Consider the following 22,917-nt stretch of genomic DNA (forward strand, 5'->3'; position numbering starts at 1 on the left):
CCTCATTCGCCATCGCGATAGACAATTTTGCCGCCGCAGATGGTCAACTTCACGCGCCCTGTCAAAAGCCGCCCCTTAAAGACCGCATTGCGGCTCTTCCCGTGCAGCTTCTCCGGGTCCACCGTCCACTGCTCCTCCGGGTCAAACAGCACCAGATCCGCCGGCCTACTGGTCTCCAATGTTCCCGCCGGAATCTTCAAGATCTTGGCCGGCGCTGTGCTCATCAACCGAAGCAGTTCCCGAAGCGTCAGCAGGCCGGGCTTGACCAGGTAGGTGATCCCGGCAGCGAGGGAGGTCTCCATCCCGATGCTCCCATTCGGCGCTTTGGAAAAATCCGCCTTTTCCTGCGGCGTGTGTGGGGCGTGGTCGGTTGCAATCGCATCGATGGTCCCATCCCGAAGCCCTTCGATCACCGCCAAGCGGTCCGCCTCCGTGCGCAAGGGCGGGCTCATCCGGAAATCCGCGTCCCGCGCCCGCAGCAGGGCGTCGGTCAGGCTAAAATAATGCGGTGCTGTCTCCGCCGTCACCTGCACGCCCCGGCGCTTTGCATCCCGAATCATGGCCACCGACGTGCGAGAACTCACATGACAGATATGGATCGGGACCTGATACGCTTCCGCCAGAGCAATGTCCCGCGCCGTTCCGCAGTCCTCGGCCGCGTTGGGCACACCTGGCACGCCCAGTTCGCGCGAAACCGCCCCTTCGTTCATCAGGCCGCCCTTGGAGAGGTCAAGGTCCTCACAATGGGATACCACCCGCATTCCCAGCTCCGGCGCCGCCTGCATTGCACGGGCCATCAAGCGGGAATGGACAACCGGGCGCCCATCGTCGCTCAATGCAACCGCGCCTGCCTCCCGCAGGGCCGCAAGGTCGTCCAATTCCTCGCTTTGCAATCCTTTTGTAATGGCAGCCGCCACATAGACATGCGCATCCGCTTGGGAAGCCTTGTCCAAAATGTAGCGCACCGTCTCCGGGGTATCGATGGCCGGCTTCGTATTGGGCATACAGAGCAAGCTGGTCACACCGCCCGCCGCCGCTGCACGACAGCCGGTGAGGATGTCCTCCTTTTCGGTAAAACCCGGGTCGCGCAGATGGACATGCATATCCACCAGTCCGGGGGCTGCAACCATCCCGCTTGCGTCGATCACCTGCGCGTCCGATGCTTCGACCGTCCCGCCAACCTGCTGTAAAGAACCGTCTACCAGCAAAAGATCCCCGATCTGGTCCAAGTCAGAGGACGGGTCGAGAATCCTTGCGTGCCGCAGTAAAAGCTTTTCCAAAGCGCACCTCCTGGATGGAATTTTTGTTGGTTCTATTATACCGATTCCGCCAAAAAAAGTAAAGGAAGCCTTTCGCTCGAAAAACGACCGACGCTCCGGCGATTTTTCATCTATTTTTGTGTGGCGGATCGGCCAGATGGATTCTAAAGAAGACAGAATCCTTCTGGCCCTCTTTGGAATCCTCATAAAAAGGCCCGGACAGAAGCACTGTCCGGGCCTTGTATCGACCAATCTTATTTATAAAACGATTAGAATCTCTTTCTGGCAACGTAGCTGGTGTGCAGAAGCTCGTGTGCCTTGTGGCTGCCGGGCTCGCCCAAATACTCGTCGTACACCAGTTTGATCAGCGGGCTCTCGTGGCTCTTGCGCAGCGGGAGGTTCTTGTCCTCTTCGTAGAGCGCCTTTGCACGCAGGCCCTTGAGGTCTGTGAAGCTGCGGACCGTTGCGGACTGGATCGGCTGGCCGCCGCCATTGACACAACCGCCCGGGCAGCACATGATCTCAATAAAGTGATAATCGGCTTCACCCTTGCGGACCTTCTCAAGCACCTCGTTGGCGTTGCTCAGGCCGCTGACCGCCGCCACCTTGACATCCATGCCGCCGACATGATAGACGGCTTCCTTGATGCCCTCGGTACCGCGCACCTCGGTGTAATCGATGTTGTCCAGGCTCTTGCCCTCCAGAACGTCCGCTGCGGTTCTGAGCGCCGCCTCCATAACGCCGCCCGTCGCGCCAAAGATCGCGGCCGCGCCGGTAGAAATACCCATCGCGTCGTCGAACTCCTCATCGGGCAGGTTGACAAAGTCCAGATGCGCACGGTTGATCAGGCGGGACAGCTCGCGCGTGGTGATGGAGATATCCGTATCCGGGATACCCTCGCCTGCGGCATCCTGGTCGTCGCGCTTGATCTCAAATTTCTTTGCAATGCAGGGCATGACGCTGACCACGACGATGTTCTTCGGGTCAAGGCCGTTCTTCTCTGCAAACCAAGTCTTAATCATCGCGCCGGTCATCTGCTGCGGGGACTTACAGGTGGACACATTCGGCAGCAGGTCCGGGAAATAATGCTCGCAGAACTTGATCCAGCCGGGCGAGCAGGAGGTGATCATCGGCAGCACGCCGCCGTTCTTCACACGGTCAAGGAATTCTGTGGCCTCTTCCATGATGGTGAGGTCGGCGCCGAAGTCGGTGTCAAACACCTTATCAAAGCCCAGGCGGCGCAGGGCGGCAACCATCTTGCCCTTGACATTGGTGCCGACCGGCATGCCGAAGCATTCGCCCAAAGTTGCACGGATGGCCGGAGCGGTCTGTACCACGACATATTTCTCCGGATCGTTGATCGCTGCAAGGACCTCGTCGCACTGGTCGCGCTCTGTGAGGGCTCCCGTCGGGCAGCTCACAATGCACTGGCCACAGGAAACGCAGGCCACTTCGTTCAGCGGACGTTCAAACATACAGCCAATGTGGGTATCGAACCCGCGGCCGTTCGGTCCGATCACAGCCACATGCTGGTTGGCGCAGGCGGCCACGCAGCGGCGGCAGAGGATGCACTTTCCATTGTCGCGGACCAAATACTCCGTGGATTCATCCTTCTGGGCTTCCGGTTTTGCACCGTCAAAGTGCTCGGCGTCGTCCACGCCCAGCTCATAGCAGAGGGACTGCAGCTCGCAGCTTCCGCTGCGCTTGCAGGTGAGGCACTTGCGGTCGTGCACGGAGAGCAGCAGCTCCAGCGTGAGCTTGCGGGATTCCTGCACCTTCGGTGTATTGGTGAAAACTTCCATCCCCTCGTTGACCGGATAAACGCAGGCCGCAACCAAAGAACGGGCGCCCTTCACTTCTACAACGCACATACGGCAAGCGCCAATTTCGTTGATATCCTTCAGGAAGCACAGTGTGGGGATGTTGATGCCCGCATACCGTGCAGCCTCCAAAATCGTAGAATCCTTCGGCACCGAGAGGGGCATGCCGTTGATTTTTATATTGACCATATCCATTGATGGCACACTCCTTTCTTATCTCTTCACAATCGCGTTGAACTTGCACTTCTCCATGCAAGCGCCGCACTTGATGCATTTGCTCGTATCGATCACATGCGGCTTCTTCACGGTACCGCTGATCGCCCCGACCGGGCAGTTGCGTGCGCAAAGCGTACAGCCTTTGCACTTGTCTTCGAGGATATAGTAATTCGTCAACGCCTTACATGCGCCCGCCGGGCAGCGTTTCTCCGTGACGTGCGCGATGTACTCATCGCGGAAATAATGCAGGGTGGAGAGCACCGGGTTCGGCGCCGTCTGGCCCAAAGCGCAGAGCGAATTTTCTTTCAGATAATTGCAGAGCTCTTCCAAACGGTCGATGTCCTCCAGGGTGCCGTTGCCGCTGGTGATCTTATTGAGGATTTCCAACAGGCGGCGCGTACCAACGCGGCACGGGGTACACTTTCCACAGGATTCATCCACGGTGAATTCCAGGAAGAACTTCGCGATGTCCACCATACAGGTGGTGTCGTCCATGACAATCAGGCCGCCGGAACCCATCATGGAGCCGATGGCGATCAGGTTGTCGTAATCGATCGGTACATCCATCTGGGAGGCCGGGATACAGCCGCCGGAAGGGCCGCCGGTCTGGGCTGCCTTAAAGGTATGGCCGTCCGGCACGCCGCCGCCGATCTCCTCGACGATTTCACGCAGGGTGGTGCCCATGGGGACTTCCACTAGGCCGGTGTGCTTGATCTTGCCGCCCAGAGCGAACACCTTGGTGCCCTTGCTCTTTTCCGTACCCATAGAGGCGAACCAGTCCGCGCCCTTCAGGATGATTTGGGCGACATTGGCATACGTTTCAACGTTGTTCAGGATGGTCGGCTTTCCAAACAGGCCCTTGAGTGCTGGGAACGGAGGACGCGGACGCGGCTCGCCGCGCTTGCCCTCGATGGAGGTCATCAAAGCCGTCTCTTCGCCGCAGACGAACGCACCGGCGCCAAGGCGGAGTTCAATATCAAAATTGAAATCGGTATCAAAGATATGTTTACCGAGCAGGCCGTACTCTCTGGCCTGGTCGATGGCAATCTGTAAGCGCTTTACCGCAATTGGGTATTCGGCACGGACATAAATATATCCCTGGGACGCGCCGATCGCATAGCCGGCGATGGCCATGGCTTCCAGAACTGCATGCGGGTCGCCTTCCAAGATGGAACGGTCCATGAACGCGCCTGGGTCACCTTCATCCGCGTTGCAGCACACATATTTCTGATCCGCCTGGTTCTGTGCGGCAAAGAGCCACTTCCGGCCGGTCGGGAAACCTGCGCCGCCGCGGCCGCGCAGGCCGGACTTGGTGATTACATCGATGACGTCCTGTGGGGTCATTTCCGTGAGAACCTTGCCCAACGCCTGATAGCCGTCGACCGCTATGTACTCGTCGATGTCCTCGGGATTGATAACGCCGCAGTTGCGCAGCGCAACGCGGTGCTGTTTTTCATAGAAAGGCGTATGGTTCAAAGACTTGACGGAGTTGGAATTCTCCACCACGGTCTCTTGATAAAGAAGGCGCTTGACAATTCTGCCCTTGAGCAGATGCTCCTCCACGATCTCCGGCACATCGTCCGGCTTGACCATGCTATAGAACGCGCCCTCTGGATATACAATCATAATCGGGCCCAAGGCACAGAGGCCGAAGCAGCCCGTACGGATGACATTGACCTCCTGCTCGAGGCCTTTCGCGGCAATTTCCTCTTTCAGACGCTGGATAATCAGCTCACTGTTCGAGGAGGTACAACCCGTACCGCCGCAAACCAGTACATTCGAACGATACATTTTACAGCCTCCTTATTTTGAATTCGCGCCGATGGTAAACTCCGTGACGACGTTGCCGTTGACCAGGTGGTCGTTCACCATGCGGACCGCCTTTTCCGGCGTCATCTTCACATAGGTGATCTTGTCCTTGCCGGGTTCCACAACCTCGACAACCGGCTCAAACTGGCAGATGCCGATGCATCCCGTCTGGGTAACCATGACGTTCTGGAGGCCTCTTTTCGCCACCTCGTCCACGATGGTGGTGAGGACCGGGCGTGCGCCCGCAGCGATGCCGCAGGTGGCCATGCCGACCAATACGCGGATCGCGTCGTCCTGTCCTTCCCGCAGCGTAACCTTGCCGCGGGCTTTATCTCGGATTGCCTGAAGTTCCGCTAATGACTTCATACTATATTTTCTCCCCTTTGATGCTTTCTGTTTGTTCCTTGAGAAAGTCCCGCATCCATGCCACAACATCTGGCACGTTCAGCTCCACTTCCTCGCCCAAAATCCCGCGCAACTCACGGGTATCCAAAGTAAATTCACGGTCATCAATCCTGTGATGAAAGACAAAATCCCGGTCTGTATTGCATGTAATCAATAATAGGATCGTCTCGTTGATGTCCCCCAAAGGGATAAAATCCACATGGGAAGGCACAAACTCCGCCGTTACCGTCGTCCCTTTTCCTGGCTCGGAGTCGATCCGCAGCCCGCCGCCCGTCATCTCCGCCTCCATTTTAAAGAGCGGGATTCCTAAGCCCACCTTGCGCGTGGTGCGCGTGGTGAAAAAGGGGTCTATTACACGGGCAACCTGTTCCGCGGTCATTCCGCGGCCGTTGTCCACAATCCGGATCGTCAAACGGTCCAATGCGGCGTCCTCACAGACGTCCACCGTGATACAGGATGCGCCCGCCGAAATGGAATTCTGCGCGATGTCCATCACATTTAAAGAGAGTTCCCGCATCTTAGTCGTTGTACTTTGCCAAGATCCCGTCGACCTCTTCCGGCACCAAACGGCCATACACATCATCATTGATGGTCATAACCGGCGCCAAACCGCAAGCGCCGATGCAGCGGCAAGCGGTCAAAGAAAACTTCCCATCCGGGGTACATTCTTCGGGCTGGATGCCAAGGGCAGAACTCACCTTATCCAGGACTGCAGCTGCGCCCTTTACATAACAGGCCGTCCCCAGGCAGATAGAGATATTATATCTCCCCTTTGGGGTGAGCGAGAACTGCGAATAGAAGGTCGCCACGCCAAAGACTTCCTCCAACGGCTTGTTGAGGCCTTCCGCCACCATGGTTTGCACTTCCACCGGCAGATAGCCATAAATCTCCTGGGCCTCCTGCAAAACCGGCATGATCGCGCCTTTGTCATCTTTGTGCTTTTCAATTACTTCGTGCAGCTTCTTTTCCTGCTCCGGAGTCCCTTGAAAAGGCAAATTGCTTATTTTTTTTTGCATTCTTGTTCCTCCCTGTGATTTCCAAATGCAGCAAAATGTTTCGTAATATTTCGAACATTTCGCCTCAAATGCATTATGATTTATTATAGCATACTGTTTGTAGAAAATCTACAATTTTTTTGTAATTTCTCCATGAAATATACTCGAAACAATCATGTTCAATAATTATTCATATAATTATGTAAAATTATGAATTTTGTCCATTTAAAAGCTGGATCACCGCCTCAGCAGATGCTTCCGGCAGCTCCAGCACCGGGCCGGGGTCCCGCATGTGTTCCAGGTAATGAGCGTCGGAATTTCGCAGGATGAACAGGCCCGACAGTTCCGGATTCGTTTGCAGAAGCTTCTCCGGGTCCCCGGAAAAGCTGATCTCTGCCGTACGAAACCCCGCCTCCGGGGGAATCGCCCCTAAGGAAGCGATTACGCTATATGCCGGCTTATCCACGTGCGCCGGGAAAGCTGTCCCGCCAAACCGCCTCGCCTCGCGCAGGACGTGATCCACCCCGATTTGCGTGGCGTTGATGAGCAAACGCTCCTCTTCCCCAAGGATGCGGTCTTGATCGTCCATCACCAGTTGATGACCAAAGATCTCGGGCCGATTGGGGATTCCCAGGCTTTTTTCCCGCACAAATTCTTCAAACGCCTCTGCGGACGGGACGTCCGGGAACAGACACACGACATGCGCTTCCTCCTGCGTGCACAGCTCCATGCCAGGGATCACCACAAGGCCCGCCTGCTCCCCCGCTCTGACCGCAGAGGCGGCGTTCCGGCAGGAGTTATGATCCGTCAGCGCAATGATATCGTATCCCAACAGTTTTGCCATATTGACCAAATTGTAGGGCGTCATATCATCGTCCCCGCAGGGCGAAAGGCAGGAATGCAGGTGAAAGTCGTAGAAGAACTTCATTTTTTCAGCAATTCCGCCAGCTGCGCGCCGAGCTCGTAGCTATTCTTTTCGCTGCCGAGAACCAGAATATCCTGCTGCTGCGCCTTGACGCGCGCCTCCTCGTCCAACGACGCATTGTCCGTCAGGACAATGCAGGCAGCGTCTGCCAGGGACGCCACGGCGATTGCATTGACATTGCCCATCACGGTAAACCATACTGCATCCGCCGGCAAGCGCGCCATGACCCAACTGAGCAGATCGCCCGTATAGCCTCCAGTCACCTCGCGGGAGAGGTCCTCCCCCACCAGTACATGCAGCTCCAATTGCTTGCAAACTTGCTCAACGTTCATCGGAATCGGCCTCCTTATGATGCCCTGGCACAAAACCTCCCATAGAGGAGAGCGCTTGGGCGACCTGTTTAATTTCCTCGCGCAGAATAAAGATACACTCATTTTCCTTCGCAGATCCGCGGACCACATCCTCCGCAAATGCGCGGCAGGTTGGCGCGCCGCAGGAGCCGCAATCCAGCCCCGGCAGTTTCTCACAGATTTTGTCGATATCGGCCATCATGCGCAGGGCTTCGCCCATATCGTCGGAAAGCTTGAGCACGGGCGCAAATTCCAAATTATCCTGCCATTGCATACAAGGGGGAATCCCCTCTTCCAAATGGTTCTGCGAAACGGGGAGATACCGGCGCAGCCGCTGTAGCCGTGCCTTGGCGACATAGGCATTTTCCACGCAGAGCACCCCTCCAACGCACCCGCCCGCGCAGGCGTTTAATTCGATGAAGTCCAGCTCCTTGATGCGCTCGTCCTCCAACTCTTCCAACACGCGGATGACATTGTCCACACCGTCCGCCGCCAGATATTTGTCATTGAGCAGCGCCGCCGCCTCGCCGCCGCTGGACGCCCAGCCGACGCCGATCACACCGCACTGCATCAACGGCTCAACTGTCTCCGCTTTCTCCATTTTCTCCACCAAGGCGGGGAAAATCTCGCTGATCGCAATTGCACCGTCCACATAGGACGTCTTGGTGCTGATCGGGCATTTTGTGTCCGTCACCTTGGCTGGACAGGGCGTGATAAAAAACGCGCCGATCTTTTCCAAGGGCAAGCCGGTCTTCTTCCTCGCCTCCTTTTTCACAAAGCGGGCCGCCGTCTCCATGGGGGAATTCAGCGGCAGCACATGCGAACAGAGTTCCGGGAACCGCACGCGGATCAAACGGACCACCGCCGGACACGCCGAGCTGATGATGGGCCGCTCCAGATGCCCCTGCTGCATCAACTTGCGCGTGGCATCGGAAACCAGCTCCGCACTGCGCGCAACCTCATACACCTCATCGAACCCCATCTTCTTGAGCCCGGTGAGGACGATGTCGATGTCGTCCAGATTGTTAAACTGCCCGAACAAAGCCGGCGCCGGAAGAGCGATCTTATAGGAGTAGTTGTCCAACTCGGAGAGATGGTCAAACCGCGCCCGTTTTGCATGATGTGGGCAAACGCGGATACACTCGCCGCAATCGATGCAACGCTCTGAGATAATCTGCGCCTTTCCATCGCGCACCCGGATCGCCTCCGTCGGGCAGCGTTTGATGCAATTGGTGCATCCCATGCATTTCTCTTTATCCAAAATGACCGAATGGAAGAATTTCTCCATCGTTTAATCACCGCCCACCCGGTTCCTATCGGTAAATACAGTTATGTAAAGGGCTGTCCCCTCTCCCACTTTGGTATCTATGTCTAGGATATCGGAATATTTTTTGATATTTGGAAGGCCCATCCCTGCGCCAAAACCCAAGGAACGTACATTGTCCGGCGCTGTGGACCACCCTTCCTTCATCGCTTTGCTCAAGTCCTGGATGCCTGGGCCATGATCTTCGAGAACCACATAAATTTTATCCGGGTCAATTTCCACATGCGCCGTGCCGCCGCCCGCGTGGATGACCATATTGATTTCCCCTTCATACATCGCGATCGCTACACGGCGGATGACATCCGCATTGCAGCCAATCTGTTTTAGCTTCCGTTTTACATCGCTGGAAGCCGCGCCAGCCTGGGTGAAATCGTCGCCTGGCACCACATAATCAAATGTTAGGGCACTCATCCGACTTCACTTCCCCCTGACAGGCCATTGGTATAGAGCAGCCCGCATGCGGTAAACATACGGTAAGGGGTTTTCAGCACGGTGATCCCCTTCTCTTTTGCCAACTCTAGGACAGTGGCGTCAATCTCCTTCCCGCGGACAAAGATGATGCAATGCATGTCCATCATCTCCGCAGTGCGCACAACCTGTGGGTTCGTCAGGCCCGTGAGCAGTACGGATTGATCCTTGACAAAGGCCAGCACGTCGCTCATCATATCGCTGCCGCACGCCGTGCGGACCTCCAAATCGAGGTCGCCCTCTACCAGGATATCCGCCTTTAAAATTTTTACTACATCGCGTACCTTCATAGAACGTTCCTCCTGTTTCATCCTATACAATGTTTTTGAATGTTAAACGATAAAATTTATGCATTTTTATTATAACATATTACAAAGGCGGAAACAACTGCCGAACGAAAAAGAGCGACATAAAAAATACCCTTCTCTAACAAACCATTTTAGAGAAGGGTATCCTTAATTCTATTCGTTCACAAATTATAGCCCTTACCGGCTAAAGCCAGGGGATCGATTTATCAAGAAAAGGTCTTGCTCGATACCTGCATCACTTTGAATGTCACCTCAGAAGGAGAGAATCCATCTGCACTGGTATAGCTCACCGTGGCTGCCTGATCCATCGGCCAGAGGAGATAACCTTTTTCCGCCAAATATTCATACATACTTTCCGCATTGAAAGTCATGGTTTTTTCTTCTTCAGTGGTATAGGTGTAGGACAGCTCTTCTACAAGAGTTCCTTCTTGGTCCACAAAATTCACCTGCAACTCGGCTGGCTCCGGCTCTTCCTGGATGGGCCGCACGATAAATACCACCTCGGAAGGTTCAAATACGTCATTCCCGGAAGCATCCACCCCATAATTTACGGTATAGGACTGCTCCGGCGGGACAAGCTCATAACCGTTTTCTGCCAAGTATGCCTGCACGTCATCCGCATCAAGGGTAAACTCCCCATAGGAGATGGGGCGATACGAACAGGATAGGCTCTCTATACGGTTCCCATCCTCGTCTTCAAAATACACAGAAAACGTCGAAGATAGCTGCCTGAGCGAAAAATACTTGGTAGTGGAGCCGTTTCCCGTAGCCGGGGCCGTGTAATCCACGCTCAGCGGGTTCGGCTTTCCATTCCGGATGACCGCATATTGTGCGGGCACAATGTCAAACCCTGTCAATCCTTCTATACCCGTCGCCTCTTCCAGGCTTGGGGAAGCATACAGCCAGCCATATTGATTGAGTCCACGCGAAGGAATTTTCACTCCATTCACATGGAGCACCCAGGCGTATTCATATGGATAAGCCGGGGAAGTTGTCCACTTGTATTCCACTGTAACCGTCTGACCGCAAGGGACCCATAAATATTCCAAAGTTTTATAGCCATTATCGTTGATCCGGTACTCGACCTGGTAACTTCCGTCGATCGAATAATCATATGCAAAAGCCACCGACGAAACACAAAACAGCATGCATACCGCTAAGAGAAGAGAAAACAACCTCTTTTTCATGTATTGCACCCCTTTCACCTTTCTCACGCAGGAATATACGTGCCTTCATTTGAACAGACCGTCAAACTGCTATGAGAAAACTCCAGATTATCCGGATCATTCGTTGGTGTAAGCACCGAAAGAACGGTTCCGGTCGTCTTTGTACCCGTAATTGTTCCCATATTCTGCACAACCAGCCCGGCGTTGTATTCGGCGCCTCTCACATTGGCGTCGTCCGCCGGTGCAGCTACTGTGCAATTTTCAATAGTTCCTGAATTGCTAACCGCCAAACCAGCATTGTTTTGATACATAGCGATAAACGGATACATTGCCATTGTAAGATCCACGTCGCTCAAATTGGGGTTGATCTTCCCCTGGAAGGTCGTATTCCGGATCACGGCCCCTGCTGTATTTTGGGACACTATTCCTCCGAAATTACTATTTTTTCCTTCGTTCTCCGGAGATGCTTCTAATCCCCCGTTAATTGTGGCATGGGAAACACAGTTTTCAATTGTGCCACTGTTGATTGCTGCAATCGTGCCGCAATTGTTGCCGGTTGTGTTGATGGCACTGTCATCTGTAATGGTTAGGTTCTTCAAAGTACCCGCGTTCGATACAAACAAGCCCAGGTTATCGCCGCCGCTAATGGTGTAGCTTACCGTATATTTGACGCCCTGGTATTCCCCGTTCAAGCTGCCGCTGAGAGATGGGGTCGGCACATACTCGCCCAATGCAATATCCGCGCCCAGGATAAAATGCTTATCGCTGTAATTGCGGATCTTATTGAACTGCTCCGCATTCATAATCAGGAAGGGGTCCTCTTCCGAACCATCGCCGCCTGCAAAATCCGGATTCGGATCCGTCGGCTCCTCGCCGCTGCCAACCGGAACAACCGTGAAGACAACTGTTGCCGGGGTTGCCTTGCCCGTCTCGTCGTCAACCGTCACCGCGCTGGACTGCTCCGCTGCTGCCGGGCTGTACACATAGCCCTGCGGTGCATCATAGTCCGCCGCGGCAATTGTGGTATCGCTCTTTACCGTCACCTTCCGGCTCTGCACCAGCGTGCCGTCCGCTGTGTTTTCGCGCCATTCGATGGTCACGTTGTCCTCAAAGCGGTCCGGATCGTCCGGATCCTCTGTGCCGGAACCGCCCTCGTCCGGATTTCCGGCCGCAGTGTCGTCCATCTGGTACGCATTCAGCACCAGATTGCCGTGGTAATGCTGGCCCTGGTAGGCGTTGCCAACCGTCTCCGGCAGATAGCCCGCGATGACATAGCGCTCCGTGCCGTTCGCCGGGATCATCGCCGTCATGTATGTACTGTTGGCTTCCTCCGCCGTGTTCTCAGACGCCACGCCATCCGGGTTCGCTGCGTCCTCGTCATACGCCGTGTTCAGGTTGACGCCTTCCACCAGCGTCCAGTCCTCGCCCACGAGCTTGTAGACAAACACCTTCAGCACCGGCGCCAGACGGTTCGCGCAGTCCTGCTTGCTGCCGTCCTGGGTGATGGTGATGTTGTCGTCCGTCAGGATCGGCTCGCCATCCGCACAGCCATTGCCCGCTTCCAGGGAAAGCTTCACCTTTGTTGGCAGTGTGCCTTCGTTCGTGATGTCCACCGGCTTGAAGTACGCCGGGACCGGTTCATAGTGGCTGTCCTTCAGCCCGGTCGTGCCGCCCTGTGTTACGTCGTTGTTCCATTCGTTTTTGTCCAGTTCCTTGTAGAAGTTCTCGTACAGCATCGGGCGCAGGTTCTCAAAATCGAGGGCCGTCTGTCCTTCCTCGCCCGGCTTCACGCTGACATCCAAAATACCTGCTGAGAAGTTCGTGGCGACCTTCTCCGTGTCTGTGAACCACGCCATTGTGCCGCCCGCCAATAGGCACAGCACCAACAGCAGGGACACGCCAGACAAAATGACTCTGCTCTTTTTTGCCTTCATCTCTGCACCTCCATTGTTTTGGCAGGTTTTCATAGCCTGCCCGCCTAAACCCTCAATATAGGACATATATCTGGAAGATGTTGCTCATCTTCCTGTTATTGTTATTATAAACAATTTGAAGTGCGATTTACATTCGTATTTTCCGATTATTATCCCTTTTTATAACCCTACTATATACAAAAACCATTAATAAAAATTTCGATTTACAAATATGCAAACTCTTTCATTTATGGAAAGCCAATAAAAACATCATATGCAGCACATCACTATCCTCGATTGTCACTCAACTTTTCTTTTTCGATCTCCAATAAGATATCAAACAAACGGGCCGACAACTCTATGAGCTGGTTGAGGTTTTCTGTTCCCAACCGGTGTTCCGCTTCATCCAGTATGGAAAAAATTTCTTTTCGGTTCTGTTCCAAAAGGGCCTTGCCCTTTTCAGTTAAACAGACAAACACCGCACGGCGATCGTTCTTCGTCATACTGCGGGCAACGAGCCCTTTCCCTTCTAAAGAGTTCAGCATCTGTGACACCGCTGGCATGGACATTTGTGTACGCCGGCTTACTTCAGAAATGCGTACGCCATCATCGCCGCCATTTTCTTTTTGCAGCTTTCCGCATACCTCAATCTTATGTAACATAAAAAAAGCGCTCATCGGCAAGCCATCCCTCTGCACAAAAAGAGGCTTTACGCATTTATATCGCCAGAAGAGATCCAATATTTTTTTCCCACAATGTGCTTCCCAATCCTCATATTCTTCCATATGGCAACCGTTCCTTTTCCTAATATTTTGTTTTATAAACAATTAAGCATATTAATATTATAAAAACCCTGAACGATTGTCAAGGGAAAGCCTAAATCTCCATGGCCTTCCAAAATATTTTCATCTAATAGGACGCCATATCGCTTCCCCATGAGCTATTTTTGTGGGGATACACCCACTTATACTTGTATCCTTGCAAAACTTATGATTAAAGAAAAACGCCGCATATAAGCGGCGTTTTTCTCCTATCCAAAATACATCTATTTCATTTGTAAACGGCTCTCAAACCACCACATAAACAAGGACGCGGCCCCCTGCAAAAGGAATACGATCCCCATTGTAATCCCAATAATCTGGATGGCGATCACCGGGCGGATAAAAGTGGCAAACCCCAATACAATCTCAGCAACACCGACGAGCATCATCCAATACCAACCGTTAACCCCAAATCGCTTGATCTCCAAGGAATCCACGGCCCGGATCACACCGGAAAAGACCGTCCACAACCCAAAAACATAGGGGATGACGCTCACCATTGCAACCTGGTCGCATAAAACAAAGAGGCCCAATAGGGCGGTTAGAATACCTTCCGCTAGAAGCCAACCTGCACCATAAAGGTGCTTACTGCAAAAAATATAAACCGCGACGCTGATGATACCCGAAATCAGCATTGCCAGCCCAAACACAATCGTCAGCGATAACAAAATGGACGACGGCGCAACGATGGCGAGCACACCTGCAAACACCAATAGGACACCGGAAATCAACCAAAGTGTTTTCGATACTCCTGTTTTCATAAAATACAATCCTCCTCTTATGCCCGGTGAAAAGAGAACCGTTTTCTCCATCCATGCGGAGCTTAACGCCCAGTTTTTTCCGAGCCCTTTTTACAAGCCAGCCAACGGCAATTCCTATCAGCCGCCGAAACCCATGTTGTAACCACAGCCTCTGCTTGCCGGACCTTGGAAATATGTCCCCATTATACCTCTGTATTCTGGAAAATGAAACTGTTTTTTCCAATTTTTGCAGTTTGTATTTTACTACCCGTTATAATTTTATATAAAAATACATCCTGTTGTGTAAAAGTCCGCTCTACACAACAGGATGTCCATTTTTCACTTCTGTTATCAGAAATTTAGAAAAGCAGGGCCTTACAGTTGTTCCACCGCATCTGCCGCATCGTCCAAGCAGTCCACATTGACCAACTCCGCCAGGCCTGCATCATAATTCTTCGCAATCTCGGGATCAATCGGCACCTTGCCGAGCACCTTCAAACCAAACTGCTCCGCCGTCTGCTCCACATGGCTCTCGCCAAACACCTTGATCTCCTTGCCGCAGTCCGGGCATTTCACATAGCTCATGTTTTCCACAATGCCGATGATCGGCACGTTCATCATCTTTGCCATGTTCACAGCCTTTGCCACAATCATGGAAACCAGCTCCTGCGGGGAAGTGACAATCACAATTCCATCCAGCGGGATGCTCTGGAATACGGTCAGCGGCACATCGCCGGTCCCCGGAGGCATGTCCACAAACAGATAGTCAACGTTTTCCCAAATGACGTCCGTCCAGAACTGCTTGACGGTATTGGCAATAATCGGGCCACGCCATACAACGGGCGCTGTCTCGTCGTCCAGCAAAAGGTTGACCGACATGATGTCGATGCCCGTTTTGGTCCGCGCCGGAAGGATGCCAAACTCACTGCCCATTGCCTTCTGATGAATGCCGAATGCCTTCGGGATCGAAGGGCCAGTGATGTCTGCATCCAACACGGCAGTATGTGCGCCGCGGCGGTTCAGCAGCACAGCCAGCATAGATGTGACCATGCTCTTGCCAACGCCGCCCTTTCCGCTAACCACACCGATTACCTTTTTAATATGGCTCATCGCATTGGGTTTCTCCAAAAAATCCGCAGGATTTGCCTCCCTGGAGGGACAATTCTCCCCACAGCTGCTGCAATCGTGCGTACAATTCTCACTCATACAGATTCTCCTTTTTTATCCGCCGCCGTGCAGCGGTAAAATTCGCCCGCTCTATAGCTAGGCGCTCTTCTATTGTAATAATATATACCAAATTTGTCAACAAAGCCGGCAGCTAAAATTCTTTCTTTAAGCTGCGCATAAAGAGATCCAGAAGAACTTGGTCGGGATCTTCGCCGCGGTTGACTACGGCATCCACTGCATTACAAATCGGCATTTCTACACCGTACAGGTCACACAGGCGCAGTAAGGCAGTTGTAGTTGCCACGCCTTCCGCCAGCTCCTCATAGGGTTCCCCACGGACAAACGCCTCTCCAAACCGGCGGTTGTGGCTATATTGCGAAAAAACGGTCGCCTGATAATCTCCCAGATGGCTCAAGCCATAGGCAGTGATCTCATTGCCGCCCATGGCTTTAATCAGACGCGCCACCTCGCGTGTACCGCGGGCCATCAGCGCCCCTTTGAGCGCCGTCTTATTCTTGCCGTCTAGCATCCCCGCTGCAATGCCGATCACATTTTTCGCCGCCGCGCCGACTTCATTGCCGATTAAGTCGCTGCCGTAATAAAACCGGATGAGCTCGCTAGAGAACGCCTTGACCAACATTTCTTTTGCCTCTTGGCTGCGGCTATCGATGACCATACAATTGGGGATGCCTGCGGTAAAGTCCTGCACATGGCCCGGTCCCACCCAAATGGAGACAGTGGTTGTCTTTGGGGTGTACTCTTCTACAATCTGTGTCAGGCGCTTGCCTGTTAAAGCTTCAATACCTTTCATGCAAAGCACAATCGCCTTGTCGTTCAAATCGAGTACAGAAAGCTGCTGCATCAAAGCCCGCAAGCTTTGGGCCCCAATGGAAAGCACCAGGATTTCCGCATGTTTCACTGCTGCGCCCAAATCGCTGGTCAAGACGACGGAGTCCTCCAACGTCACCAGCCCATTGCTACGGCATTCATAAAGCGTCTTCATCTTCTGGGAACTTTCCCGACCGTATAATACCACCTGGTGCTGCAGACGATCTGCGTACCATGCCAAAAAACTGCCCCATCTCCCGCAACCGATCACCGATATGTTCATAAATGCGGTACAAGCCATCTAAAATCGCTTATACCCGCCTCCTCTCCAAAATATATCTGGGGTTTGCATACGTACACGCTAAACTAAAATCCAATTTGTATAATAAGGATAGATTATACGGATTGTATGCTTTGTTTCCCCAAAAAGGCGATTCCTGCTGTTTCATATTATAGCATATAGCAAAGGAAAAAACAGCGCAATTTATCTTGAGACATTTGAGAGGGGCTTCGGAGCCTCAACAACGCTATCCCCTTGCACATCCAGTTCAAACCAGAAGGTACTTCCCACACCTTGCTCGCTCTGTACACCGTATGCGCCGCCGTGCATATCCAAAATCGTCTTGACAATCGAAAGGCCCAGGCCAGTCCCGATTTGCGCGCGCTTGTGGGCTTTGTCCACCTTGTAATAGCGTTCCCAGATATCTTTGAGCTTATCTTGCTCGATGCCCTCGCCCGTGTCGCGCACCTCGATTCGAACTTTTCCGTCGTGTTCGGTCTGGCGCAAACGGACCACCTTGTCCTCGCCGGTATAAGTAATCGCGTTGTTCACCAAGTTGTACACCACCTGCGAAATCTTCAGTTCATCGGCATACACGGTGACGTCCCGATCCGCTGTAAAGCTGATATGGTAATCCGTGAGCTTGTTATAACGCCCTAAAATATCCCGTACACTCTCCGTCAGATCAAAGAAGCTGGGGGAAAGCTTCTGCGCCCCGGCCTGCATTTTGCTTAGGTCGAGCATATCGTTGACCAGCGTTGTCAGGCGGTTCGCCTCATCGATGATGACCTGCACATTCTCCGGCGTATTTTCCCCGGGAAGATCGCGCATGACCTCTGCGTAGCCTGTAATCATTGTCAACGGCGTGCGCAGATCGTGCGAGACATTGGCGATCAGGTCGCGCCGGAGGGTCTCCACCTTGGAGAGCTCCTTCGCTGCATAATTGAGCGTCGCGCCCAGCTCGGCAATCTCCCGATACCCATTTTCTGCAAATTGCACATCGTAGTTTCCCTGCGCCAAGACCTTCGCGGAGGAATTGATCTTGATAATCGGCCCTGAAATGCGCCGTGACAAAAATAGCGCCAGGAAAAATGCCAAGATCAACATAATCACCGTGATCCACGTGAGCTGCACGCGGAGGGTCTGCACAGTGGAGCCAACGGGTGAAATGGTGGAATTGAGCAAAACCAACAGGTGTTTGCCATTTTCCCGCTCGGTGATGAAAGTGTAGATCATGCTCTCTGGCGAATCCGGGTTTTCTGGTATCTGTTGATCCCAATTCGGCACTGTGCGCATATTGTCCTCCGGGAACTGCTCAAAATAGACGCCCCCGTTCCGGCGGGTAATCTCATAAATAAACGCGCGCTGCAAACCGTTGAGGCGATGAATCACACAATTGGGCAGGGCGTCCTCCGAATAGAACAAATCGCCGTATTCATCCGAGACAATGATACAAATTTGATTGTCCCGCGCGATATTCTGTATGAGCGTGCTCAAGTCATCGGAATTGATATTGCGCTCGATGGTCTGGGCAGAATTCTTGATATCGCTCACCTTGATAAACTTATAAAAACTTCCTAGAAACATAATCTGAAAGACCCACAGCATCACCAAAATGATTGCAGCAAAGGCAGCAAAGCCGGAGAACAATCCCCATTTTATCCCAATGCGGTTGGAAAAACGCTCCCTGAGACGGTCTTTCATTTGTTTCAGCAACGATTCAAACTTCAAATCGATAGCCAACTCCCCTCAACGTAACAATAAACTTGCTGTACTGCTTGAGGCTTTTCCGCAGGAGCTTGATGTGGGTGTCCAGGGTCCGGTCGTCCCCATAAAAATCATAGCCCCAGACATTTGTAATCAAATTTTCCCTTGTCAATGCAATGTTGCGGTTCTTTGCAAAGTAGAACAACAGGTCGTATTCCTTTGGCGAAAGATCGACCTTTTCCCCGTCGATCGTGACGATACGGCCGGTGAAATCGATGGTCAGCCCTTCGAAACTCACCTGATCTTTTTTGGGCTGGTCGGCCGCGGGCTTTGCTCGTTTCATAATGGCATTGATGCGCATCATCAGCTCTTTTGGGGAGAAAGGCTTGACCACATAGTCGTCGATCCCCAGTTCAAAGCCATGGATTTTATCGTATTCTTCGCCGCGCGCGGACAGCATCAGCACGGGCGTGGCACTATATTTCCGAATTTCGCGTACGGCAGAAAAGCCGTCCAGCTCCGGCATCATCACGTCCATGATGATGATGTCAAAATCATCCGGATGTTCGCGGCAGATGCGCACGGCCTCCATCCCGTCCGCCGCCTCGCGTACGGTATGGCCCTCGAACTCTGCATATTTCCGGATTAATGCGCGGATTTTATCCTCATCGTCTACCACTAATATGCGATACATGTGCACTCCTCCTTGTGATACTCCGTATTTTCGCACAGCTCTGTGACGGTTCTGTGATGTTTTTCGGATTTCTTTCCTTACATGGTACTACAATCCCCGGGAAAGGGCAAGAATCCTTTGTGAGATGCCATACGATGAAAAGAGGGGAATATACAGGACAAATCCGTAGCTCTCTTTTTGCGCAATATAAAAAACCTGCTGTGGATACCTTCGCTGTTCCACAACAGGTTTTTGACTTATATAGGATCTTTTGGCTGCGGCGGGATATACTCCAAAACATCCTCCACGCGGCAATCCAACGCATAGCAAAGCCTCGATAAAATCGCCAAGTCGATGCGCTGGATGTCCCCTTTGCAGTAATGGTTCAATTGCCCTCTCTGCGTTTGCGAAAGCTGCGCGACTTTATTTTTGCTCAAGCTACTTTGTTGAATGACTTCTTCCAGTTTGATCCGAATCGTGCCAAAGTCCTCATCTCGCATATCCGTCACTCCTTATTTCCTATTCTACGGAAAATACTTCTTGCATAAGAGATTTAGATATGCTATCATTAGATAAACACCTGTATATATCTACACAACCTATTTTAGAAATCTTCCCGCAGGTTCACGGTGATCGCCTTCGGACGGGTCATCGCTTCGATGGAATACCGCACGCCCTGCGTCCCCATGCCGCTGGCCTTGACGCCGAGGAACGGGAAATGGTCCGGCCCGCGCTCCGTTTTATTGTTGATCTGCACCGTACCGACCTCCAACCGCTCCGCGATGGAAAACGCCCGGTTGATGTCGTTGGTAAATACGGAGGATTGCAACCCATATTCGGAACGGTTCGCAAGCTCCACCGCTTGGTCAATGTCTTTCACTCGAATGACTGGCAAAATTGGCGCGAAAGGCTCCTTCCAGGCCACCTCCATCTCCTCGGTCACACGGTCCAACAGGGTTGGATAGACCAGGTTCTTTTCCCGGCGGTTCCCGGTCACCAGCATCGCCCCCTTTTCCAAGGCCTCCGCAATCAGCTCCATGGCGGATTCCGCCGCCTTCTCGTCGATCAAGGGGGTAATCATCGCACTGTCGCGCGGATCGCCTACCTGCATCTTCTCTACGCGCGCTTTGAGCTTCTCCACCAGCTGGTCCGCCACGCTGTCCGTTGCAAACACGCGCTTGACGGCTGTACACCGCTGGCCGGAATAGGCATATGCGCCGTCCGCGATGGCGTCGGCGGCAAAGTCGAGGTCGGCATCCTCCAACACGATGGCTGCGTCTTTGCCGCCGAGTTCCAGCAGGAGCGGCGTCATGCGTGCCAAGCTGGAAATATGCCTTCCAATCTCTGTGCTGCCGGTAAAGTTGATGAAATCAATTCCTTCATGGGTGACAATATAGTCCCCGATTTCGCTTCCACGCCCGGTCACGGTGTTGAGCACGCCGCCGGGCAGCCCTGCACTTTGCAGGACGTCCGCCAGGTGCAGGGCGCTGATGGACCCCTGGGTGGGAGGCTTCAAAACCACCGTATTGCCGCCGATCAGCGCCGGCGCAATTTTCGAGACGGAAAGATTCACCGGATAATTAAATGGGGAAACCGCCAAGACCGTCCCCAGGGGAACCCGCCGGACGAACGAAAGCTTCCGCCGGGAGCCTCCGGGAAAGTTTTCCCCGCTGATCGCCTGCCCTTCCATGCTCTTTCCCATATCTGCGGTGTAGCGGAGCAGGTCCGCGGAGCGTGTCACTTCGGACAGCGCCGATTTCTTTTCCTTCGCAACCTCCATGGTCAGGATCTCCGCGATCTCCTGCGCGCGTTCTTCCAGCAGGTCGGCTGCACGGTAAAACACCTCCGCCCGCTCATAGATGGGGGTCTCCGCCCAAGTGCGCGCATGCATCTTGGTATCCTGGATGGCCTCGTCAACCTCTTTCTTTGTCATCGCCTGGATTTTTCCAATCAAGCTCCCATCGACCGGCGAACGGATTTCCAACTGTTTTCCCGATTCCGACTCCACCCATTCGCCGTTGAGCAGGTTTCCATAGATACATTCCCCATGCACGGTATTCTGAAACATCGCAAGTTCCTCCTTTTGGTTCTGGGAAATAGTATTCTCTCCCCAGGAGGAAAATACACCCTGCAAAAGTGGGATGCAATTTAACAATTTGTAATACAAAAAGGCGCCCTGCTGCGCATCTCCCGGACCAACACGCTGCCCAAACAGGGCACCTGCGCGCCGTGGAGTTTCGCAACGGACTCCTGCACTTCGGTGCGCCGGTCCCTGTGTTTGCAAACGACCAACAAAACGCCCGCCGCAGACTGTCCAACCAGGAGCGCGTCCGGCGAACAGCAGACCGGCGGGGTGTCCACCAACACAAGGCCATAGGAGCGGCGCGCTTCCTCGAACAGCGCTTCCACGCGTGCTGTGTGAAAACAAGCGGCCACATCCGGTGTCCAAGCACCAGCGGATAACAGGTCCAGCCCGGGGCGGACGTTCTTCTGGACGCAAGCCGCCCATTCACAGCGCCCCAAAAGGGCCTCCGAGAAACCGTGGACGTTCGATACCTGAAAAAGGGCGTGCTGCTGTGGGGTTTGCAGGCAGGCGTCCACCAGAAGCACCCGTTCCGAACGCGACGCCACCACAGCCAGGTTTGCACAGATCACCGCATGGGCAGCGCCGGGCCGCACCCCGGCGACCGCCACGGCGCGCTGCTCCTTCACCTGCGGGGACAGAAGCAACCGCGTGTACAGCGCCCGATAGCTGTCCCACAACTCCGGCGGGCTAAAATCCGTCAACAAAGGCGGGGATTGCTTGAAATGCTTGGGTTGCTTCCTTCGTACCATGTGACCTCCTCCCCCAAATGAAACGGGATGGGGATCTCCGCCAACACGGGTGCGCCGCACGGCTCCAATTCCTCCGCAGTGCGGACACGCCCATCCAGGAGATTCCATGTCAAAATCGCCGTGATCGAACCGGCCAATCCCAACACAGCCCCCAAAATGGCATTTACAACGGCATTGGGAGAATCCGGATGTTCCGGCACGGCGGCTGTGTCGATCACTTTCACACTGCCTCCTTGCAAGACGCGCAAAAGTTCCGTCGGCGCACAGTCCAACAGCGTATTGCAGAGGGTGGCCGCCTCCTCCGGGTCGCCGGACGACACCGAAATGCGCAAAATTTCCGTATGATCGACGGCTTCCATGTGCAACATTCCGCGCAGCTCTTCCAGGGAACGCTTTCCACCCGTCCGGCGCAAAACCTGCTCCAATGTGCGGTCGCTTTGCAAAACGACGGAACAGGTGCTAACCAGTTTTCGGGAGGTGTCCACATTTCCGGCGTTCAGTTCACGGGTGTCCTCCTGCGAATTGTATATGTAGAGGGTGGCGGACGCCGTATAGGAGGGCGGGATGCAATACGCGGAAACCCCATAGACTCCTGCGGCACAAAGCAGCATACACAGGAGCCAGATCGGGCTGCTGCGTCCGACCAAACGCAACAAAGATCGTAAATCCGTCCGGTTCTGCATCCTTTCGCCTTCTTTCTTTTCTTGCATAGAAAAAGCATAGCACAGCCATGGATACAAAACAATCCGTTTCCCGGAATATTCTATAATGTCAAAAATATTCACATGCTCTCTGCATTCCGGATGCAAAAAGCCGGCCTTCCTGCATGCGTGAAGTGACCCCGAAAAGTTAGACAATATTTTTGAAGAAATTGCTCAAGCAACCGAAAGGGCTTGTTGTCTGTGAAG

General features: G+C 53.5%; 23 protein-coding genes. All 23 read right to left on the bottom strand.

Going from position 1 to position 22,917, the window contains the following annotated elements; translation table 11 throughout:
- Positions 1 to 2: 2 nt before the first annotated feature.
- Positions 3 to 1,280 (bottom strand): dihydroorotase, encoded by a 1,278-nt coding sequence (locus tag I2E77_RS04640; RefSeq protein WP_243252524.1) that lies wholly within the window; start codon positions 1,278 to 1,280, stop codon positions 3 to 5.
- 248 nt (positions 1,281 to 1,528) lie between these two features.
- Positions 1,529 to 3,274 (bottom strand): NADH-dependent [FeFe] hydrogenase, group A6, encoded by a 1,746-nt coding sequence (locus tag I2E77_RS04645; RefSeq protein ID WP_087230812.1) that lies wholly within the window; start codon positions 3,272 to 3,274, stop codon positions 1,529 to 1,531.
- Positions 3,275 to 3,292: 18 nt separating this feature from the next.
- The gene (gene nuoF, locus I2E77_RS04650) at positions 3,293 to 5,086 is read right to left on the bottom strand and encodes an NADH-quinone oxidoreductase subunit NuoF (RefSeq protein ID WP_087230810.1); all 1,794 of its coding nucleotides are present in this window, start codon (positions 5,084 to 5,086) and stop codon (positions 3,293 to 3,295) included.
- Positions 5,087 to 5,098: 12 nt separating this feature from the next.
- Positions 5,099 to 5,470 (bottom strand): (2Fe-2S) ferredoxin domain-containing protein, encoded by a 372-nt coding sequence (locus I2E77_RS04655; protein ID WP_087230809.1) that lies wholly within the window; start codon positions 5,468 to 5,470, stop codon positions 5,099 to 5,101.
- 1 nt (position 5,471) lies between these two features.
- Entirely contained in the window at positions 5,472 to 6,002 is a 531-nt protein-coding gene (locus I2E77_RS04660; protein WP_243252531.1) for an ATP-binding protein, read from the bottom strand.
- A 25-nt stretch (positions 6,003 to 6,027) separates the two neighbouring features.
- Positions 6,028 to 6,525, bottom strand: a complete 498-nt coding sequence (locus I2E77_RS04665; RefSeq protein ID WP_087230803.1) for an NADH-quinone oxidoreductase subunit NuoE family protein — start codon at positions 6,523 to 6,525, stop codon at positions 6,028 to 6,030.
- Positions 6,526 to 6,712: 187 nt separating this feature from the next.
- Positions 6,713 to 7,432: a PHP domain-containing protein gene (locus I2E77_RS04670; protein WP_191521007.1), complete on the bottom strand. Its 720-nt coding sequence runs from the start codon at positions 7,430 to 7,432 to the stop codon at positions 6,713 to 6,715.
- Positions 7,429 to 7,761, bottom strand: coding sequence for a hypothetical protein (locus tag I2E77_RS04675; RefSeq protein ID WP_191362629.1), 333 nt, complete (start codon positions 7,759 to 7,761; stop codon positions 7,429 to 7,431). The genes I2E77_RS04670 and I2E77_RS04675 overlap by 4 nt, the downstream gene beginning before the upstream one ends.
- Positions 7,751 to 9,067 carry a [Fe-Fe] hydrogenase large subunit C-terminal domain-containing protein gene (locus tag I2E77_RS04680; protein WP_195450705.1) on the bottom strand — a complete coding sequence of 439 codons (1,317 nt, stop codon included), beginning with the start codon at positions 9,065 to 9,067 and terminating at the stop codon, positions 7,751 to 7,753. Before I2E77_RS04680 ends, I2E77_RS04675 begins: the two co-directional genes overlap by 11 nt.
- 3 nt (positions 9,068 to 9,070) lie before the next feature.
- The gene (locus tag I2E77_RS04685; RefSeq protein ID WP_087230793.1) at positions 9,071 to 9,514 is read right to left on the bottom strand and encodes an ATP-binding protein; all 444 of its coding nucleotides are present in this window, start codon (positions 9,512 to 9,514) and stop codon (positions 9,071 to 9,073) included.
- Entirely contained in the window at positions 9,511 to 9,861 is a 351-nt protein-coding gene (locus tag I2E77_RS04690) for a DRTGG domain-containing protein (RefSeq protein WP_087230791.1), read from the bottom strand. Before I2E77_RS04690 ends, I2E77_RS04685 begins: the two co-directional genes overlap by 4 nt.
- 224 nt (positions 9,862 to 10,085) lie before the next feature.
- Positions 10,086 to 11,066, bottom strand: a complete 981-nt coding sequence (locus I2E77_RS04695; RefSeq protein WP_195450706.1) for a hypothetical protein — start codon at positions 11,064 to 11,066, stop codon at positions 10,086 to 10,088.
- A gap of 23 nt (positions 11,067 to 11,089) precedes the next feature.
- On the bottom strand, positions 11,090 to 13,012 hold the full coding sequence (locus I2E77_RS04700; protein WP_195450707.1) for a TasA family protein: 1,923 nt from the start codon (positions 13,010 to 13,012) through the stop codon (positions 11,090 to 11,092).
- Positions 13,013 to 13,245: 233 nt separating this feature from the next.
- Positions 13,246 to 13,743, bottom strand: coding sequence for a MarR family winged helix-turn-helix transcriptional regulator (locus tag I2E77_RS04705; RefSeq protein ID WP_087230784.1), 498 nt, complete (start codon positions 13,741 to 13,743; stop codon positions 13,246 to 13,248).
- Positions 13,744 to 14,003: 260 nt separating this feature from the next.
- A complete protein-coding gene (locus I2E77_RS04710) occupies positions 14,004 to 14,540 on the bottom strand; it encodes an HdeD family acid-resistance protein (RefSeq protein WP_172749547.1) in 537 nt (178 codons plus the stop codon).
- A 354-nt stretch (positions 14,541 to 14,894) separates the two neighbouring features.
- Entirely contained in the window at positions 14,895 to 15,725 is an 831-nt protein-coding gene (locus I2E77_RS04715; RefSeq protein WP_087230778.1) for an Mrp/NBP35 family ATP-binding protein, read from the bottom strand.
- 112 nt (positions 15,726 to 15,837) lie between these two features.
- Complete coding sequence (locus I2E77_RS04720) at positions 15,838 to 16,815, bottom strand: NAD(P)H-dependent glycerol-3-phosphate dehydrogenase (RefSeq protein WP_330608907.1); 978 nt, start codon at positions 16,813 to 16,815, stop codon at positions 15,838 to 15,840.
- A gap of 183 nt (positions 16,816 to 16,998) precedes the next feature.
- The gene (locus tag I2E77_RS04725) at positions 16,999 to 18,525 is read right to left on the bottom strand and encodes a sensor histidine kinase (protein ID WP_330396768.1); all 1,527 of its coding nucleotides are present in this window, start codon (positions 18,523 to 18,525) and stop codon (positions 16,999 to 17,001) included.
- On the bottom strand, positions 18,515 to 19,195 hold the full coding sequence (locus tag I2E77_RS04730) for a response regulator transcription factor (protein WP_087230775.1): 681 nt from the start codon (positions 19,193 to 19,195) through the stop codon (positions 18,515 to 18,517). Before I2E77_RS04730 ends, I2E77_RS04725 begins: the two co-directional genes overlap by 11 nt.
- A 236-nt stretch (positions 19,196 to 19,431) precedes the next feature.
- Positions 19,432 to 19,674: a helix-turn-helix domain-containing protein gene (locus I2E77_RS04735; RefSeq protein WP_191448777.1), complete on the bottom strand. Its 243-nt coding sequence runs from the start codon at positions 19,672 to 19,674 to the stop codon at positions 19,432 to 19,434.
- A 104-nt stretch (positions 19,675 to 19,778) separates the two neighbouring features.
- Entirely contained in the window at positions 19,779 to 21,242 is a 1,464-nt protein-coding gene (locus I2E77_RS04740; RefSeq protein WP_195450708.1) for an NADP-dependent glyceraldehyde-3-phosphate dehydrogenase, read from the bottom strand.
- An 80-nt stretch (positions 21,243 to 21,322) separates the two neighbouring features.
- Entirely contained in the window at positions 21,323 to 22,009 is a 687-nt protein-coding gene (locus I2E77_RS04745; RefSeq protein WP_195450709.1) for a CpsD/CapB family tyrosine-protein kinase, read from the bottom strand.
- Positions 21,958 to 22,692 carry a YveK family protein gene (locus I2E77_RS04750; protein ID WP_195450710.1) on the bottom strand — a complete coding sequence of 245 codons (735 nt, stop codon included), beginning with the start codon at positions 22,690 to 22,692 and terminating at the stop codon, positions 21,958 to 21,960. Before I2E77_RS04750 ends, I2E77_RS04745 begins: the two co-directional genes overlap by 52 nt.
- Positions 22,693 to 22,917 lie beyond the last annotated feature (225 nt).

Source organism: Anaeromassilibacillus sp. 1001302B_160321_C8, from assembly GCF_015554745.1.
In the GTDB taxonomy this organism is placed as follows: domain Bacteria; phylum Bacillota; class Clostridia; order Oscillospirales; family Acutalibacteraceae; genus Anaeromassilibacillus; species Anaeromassilibacillus stercoravium.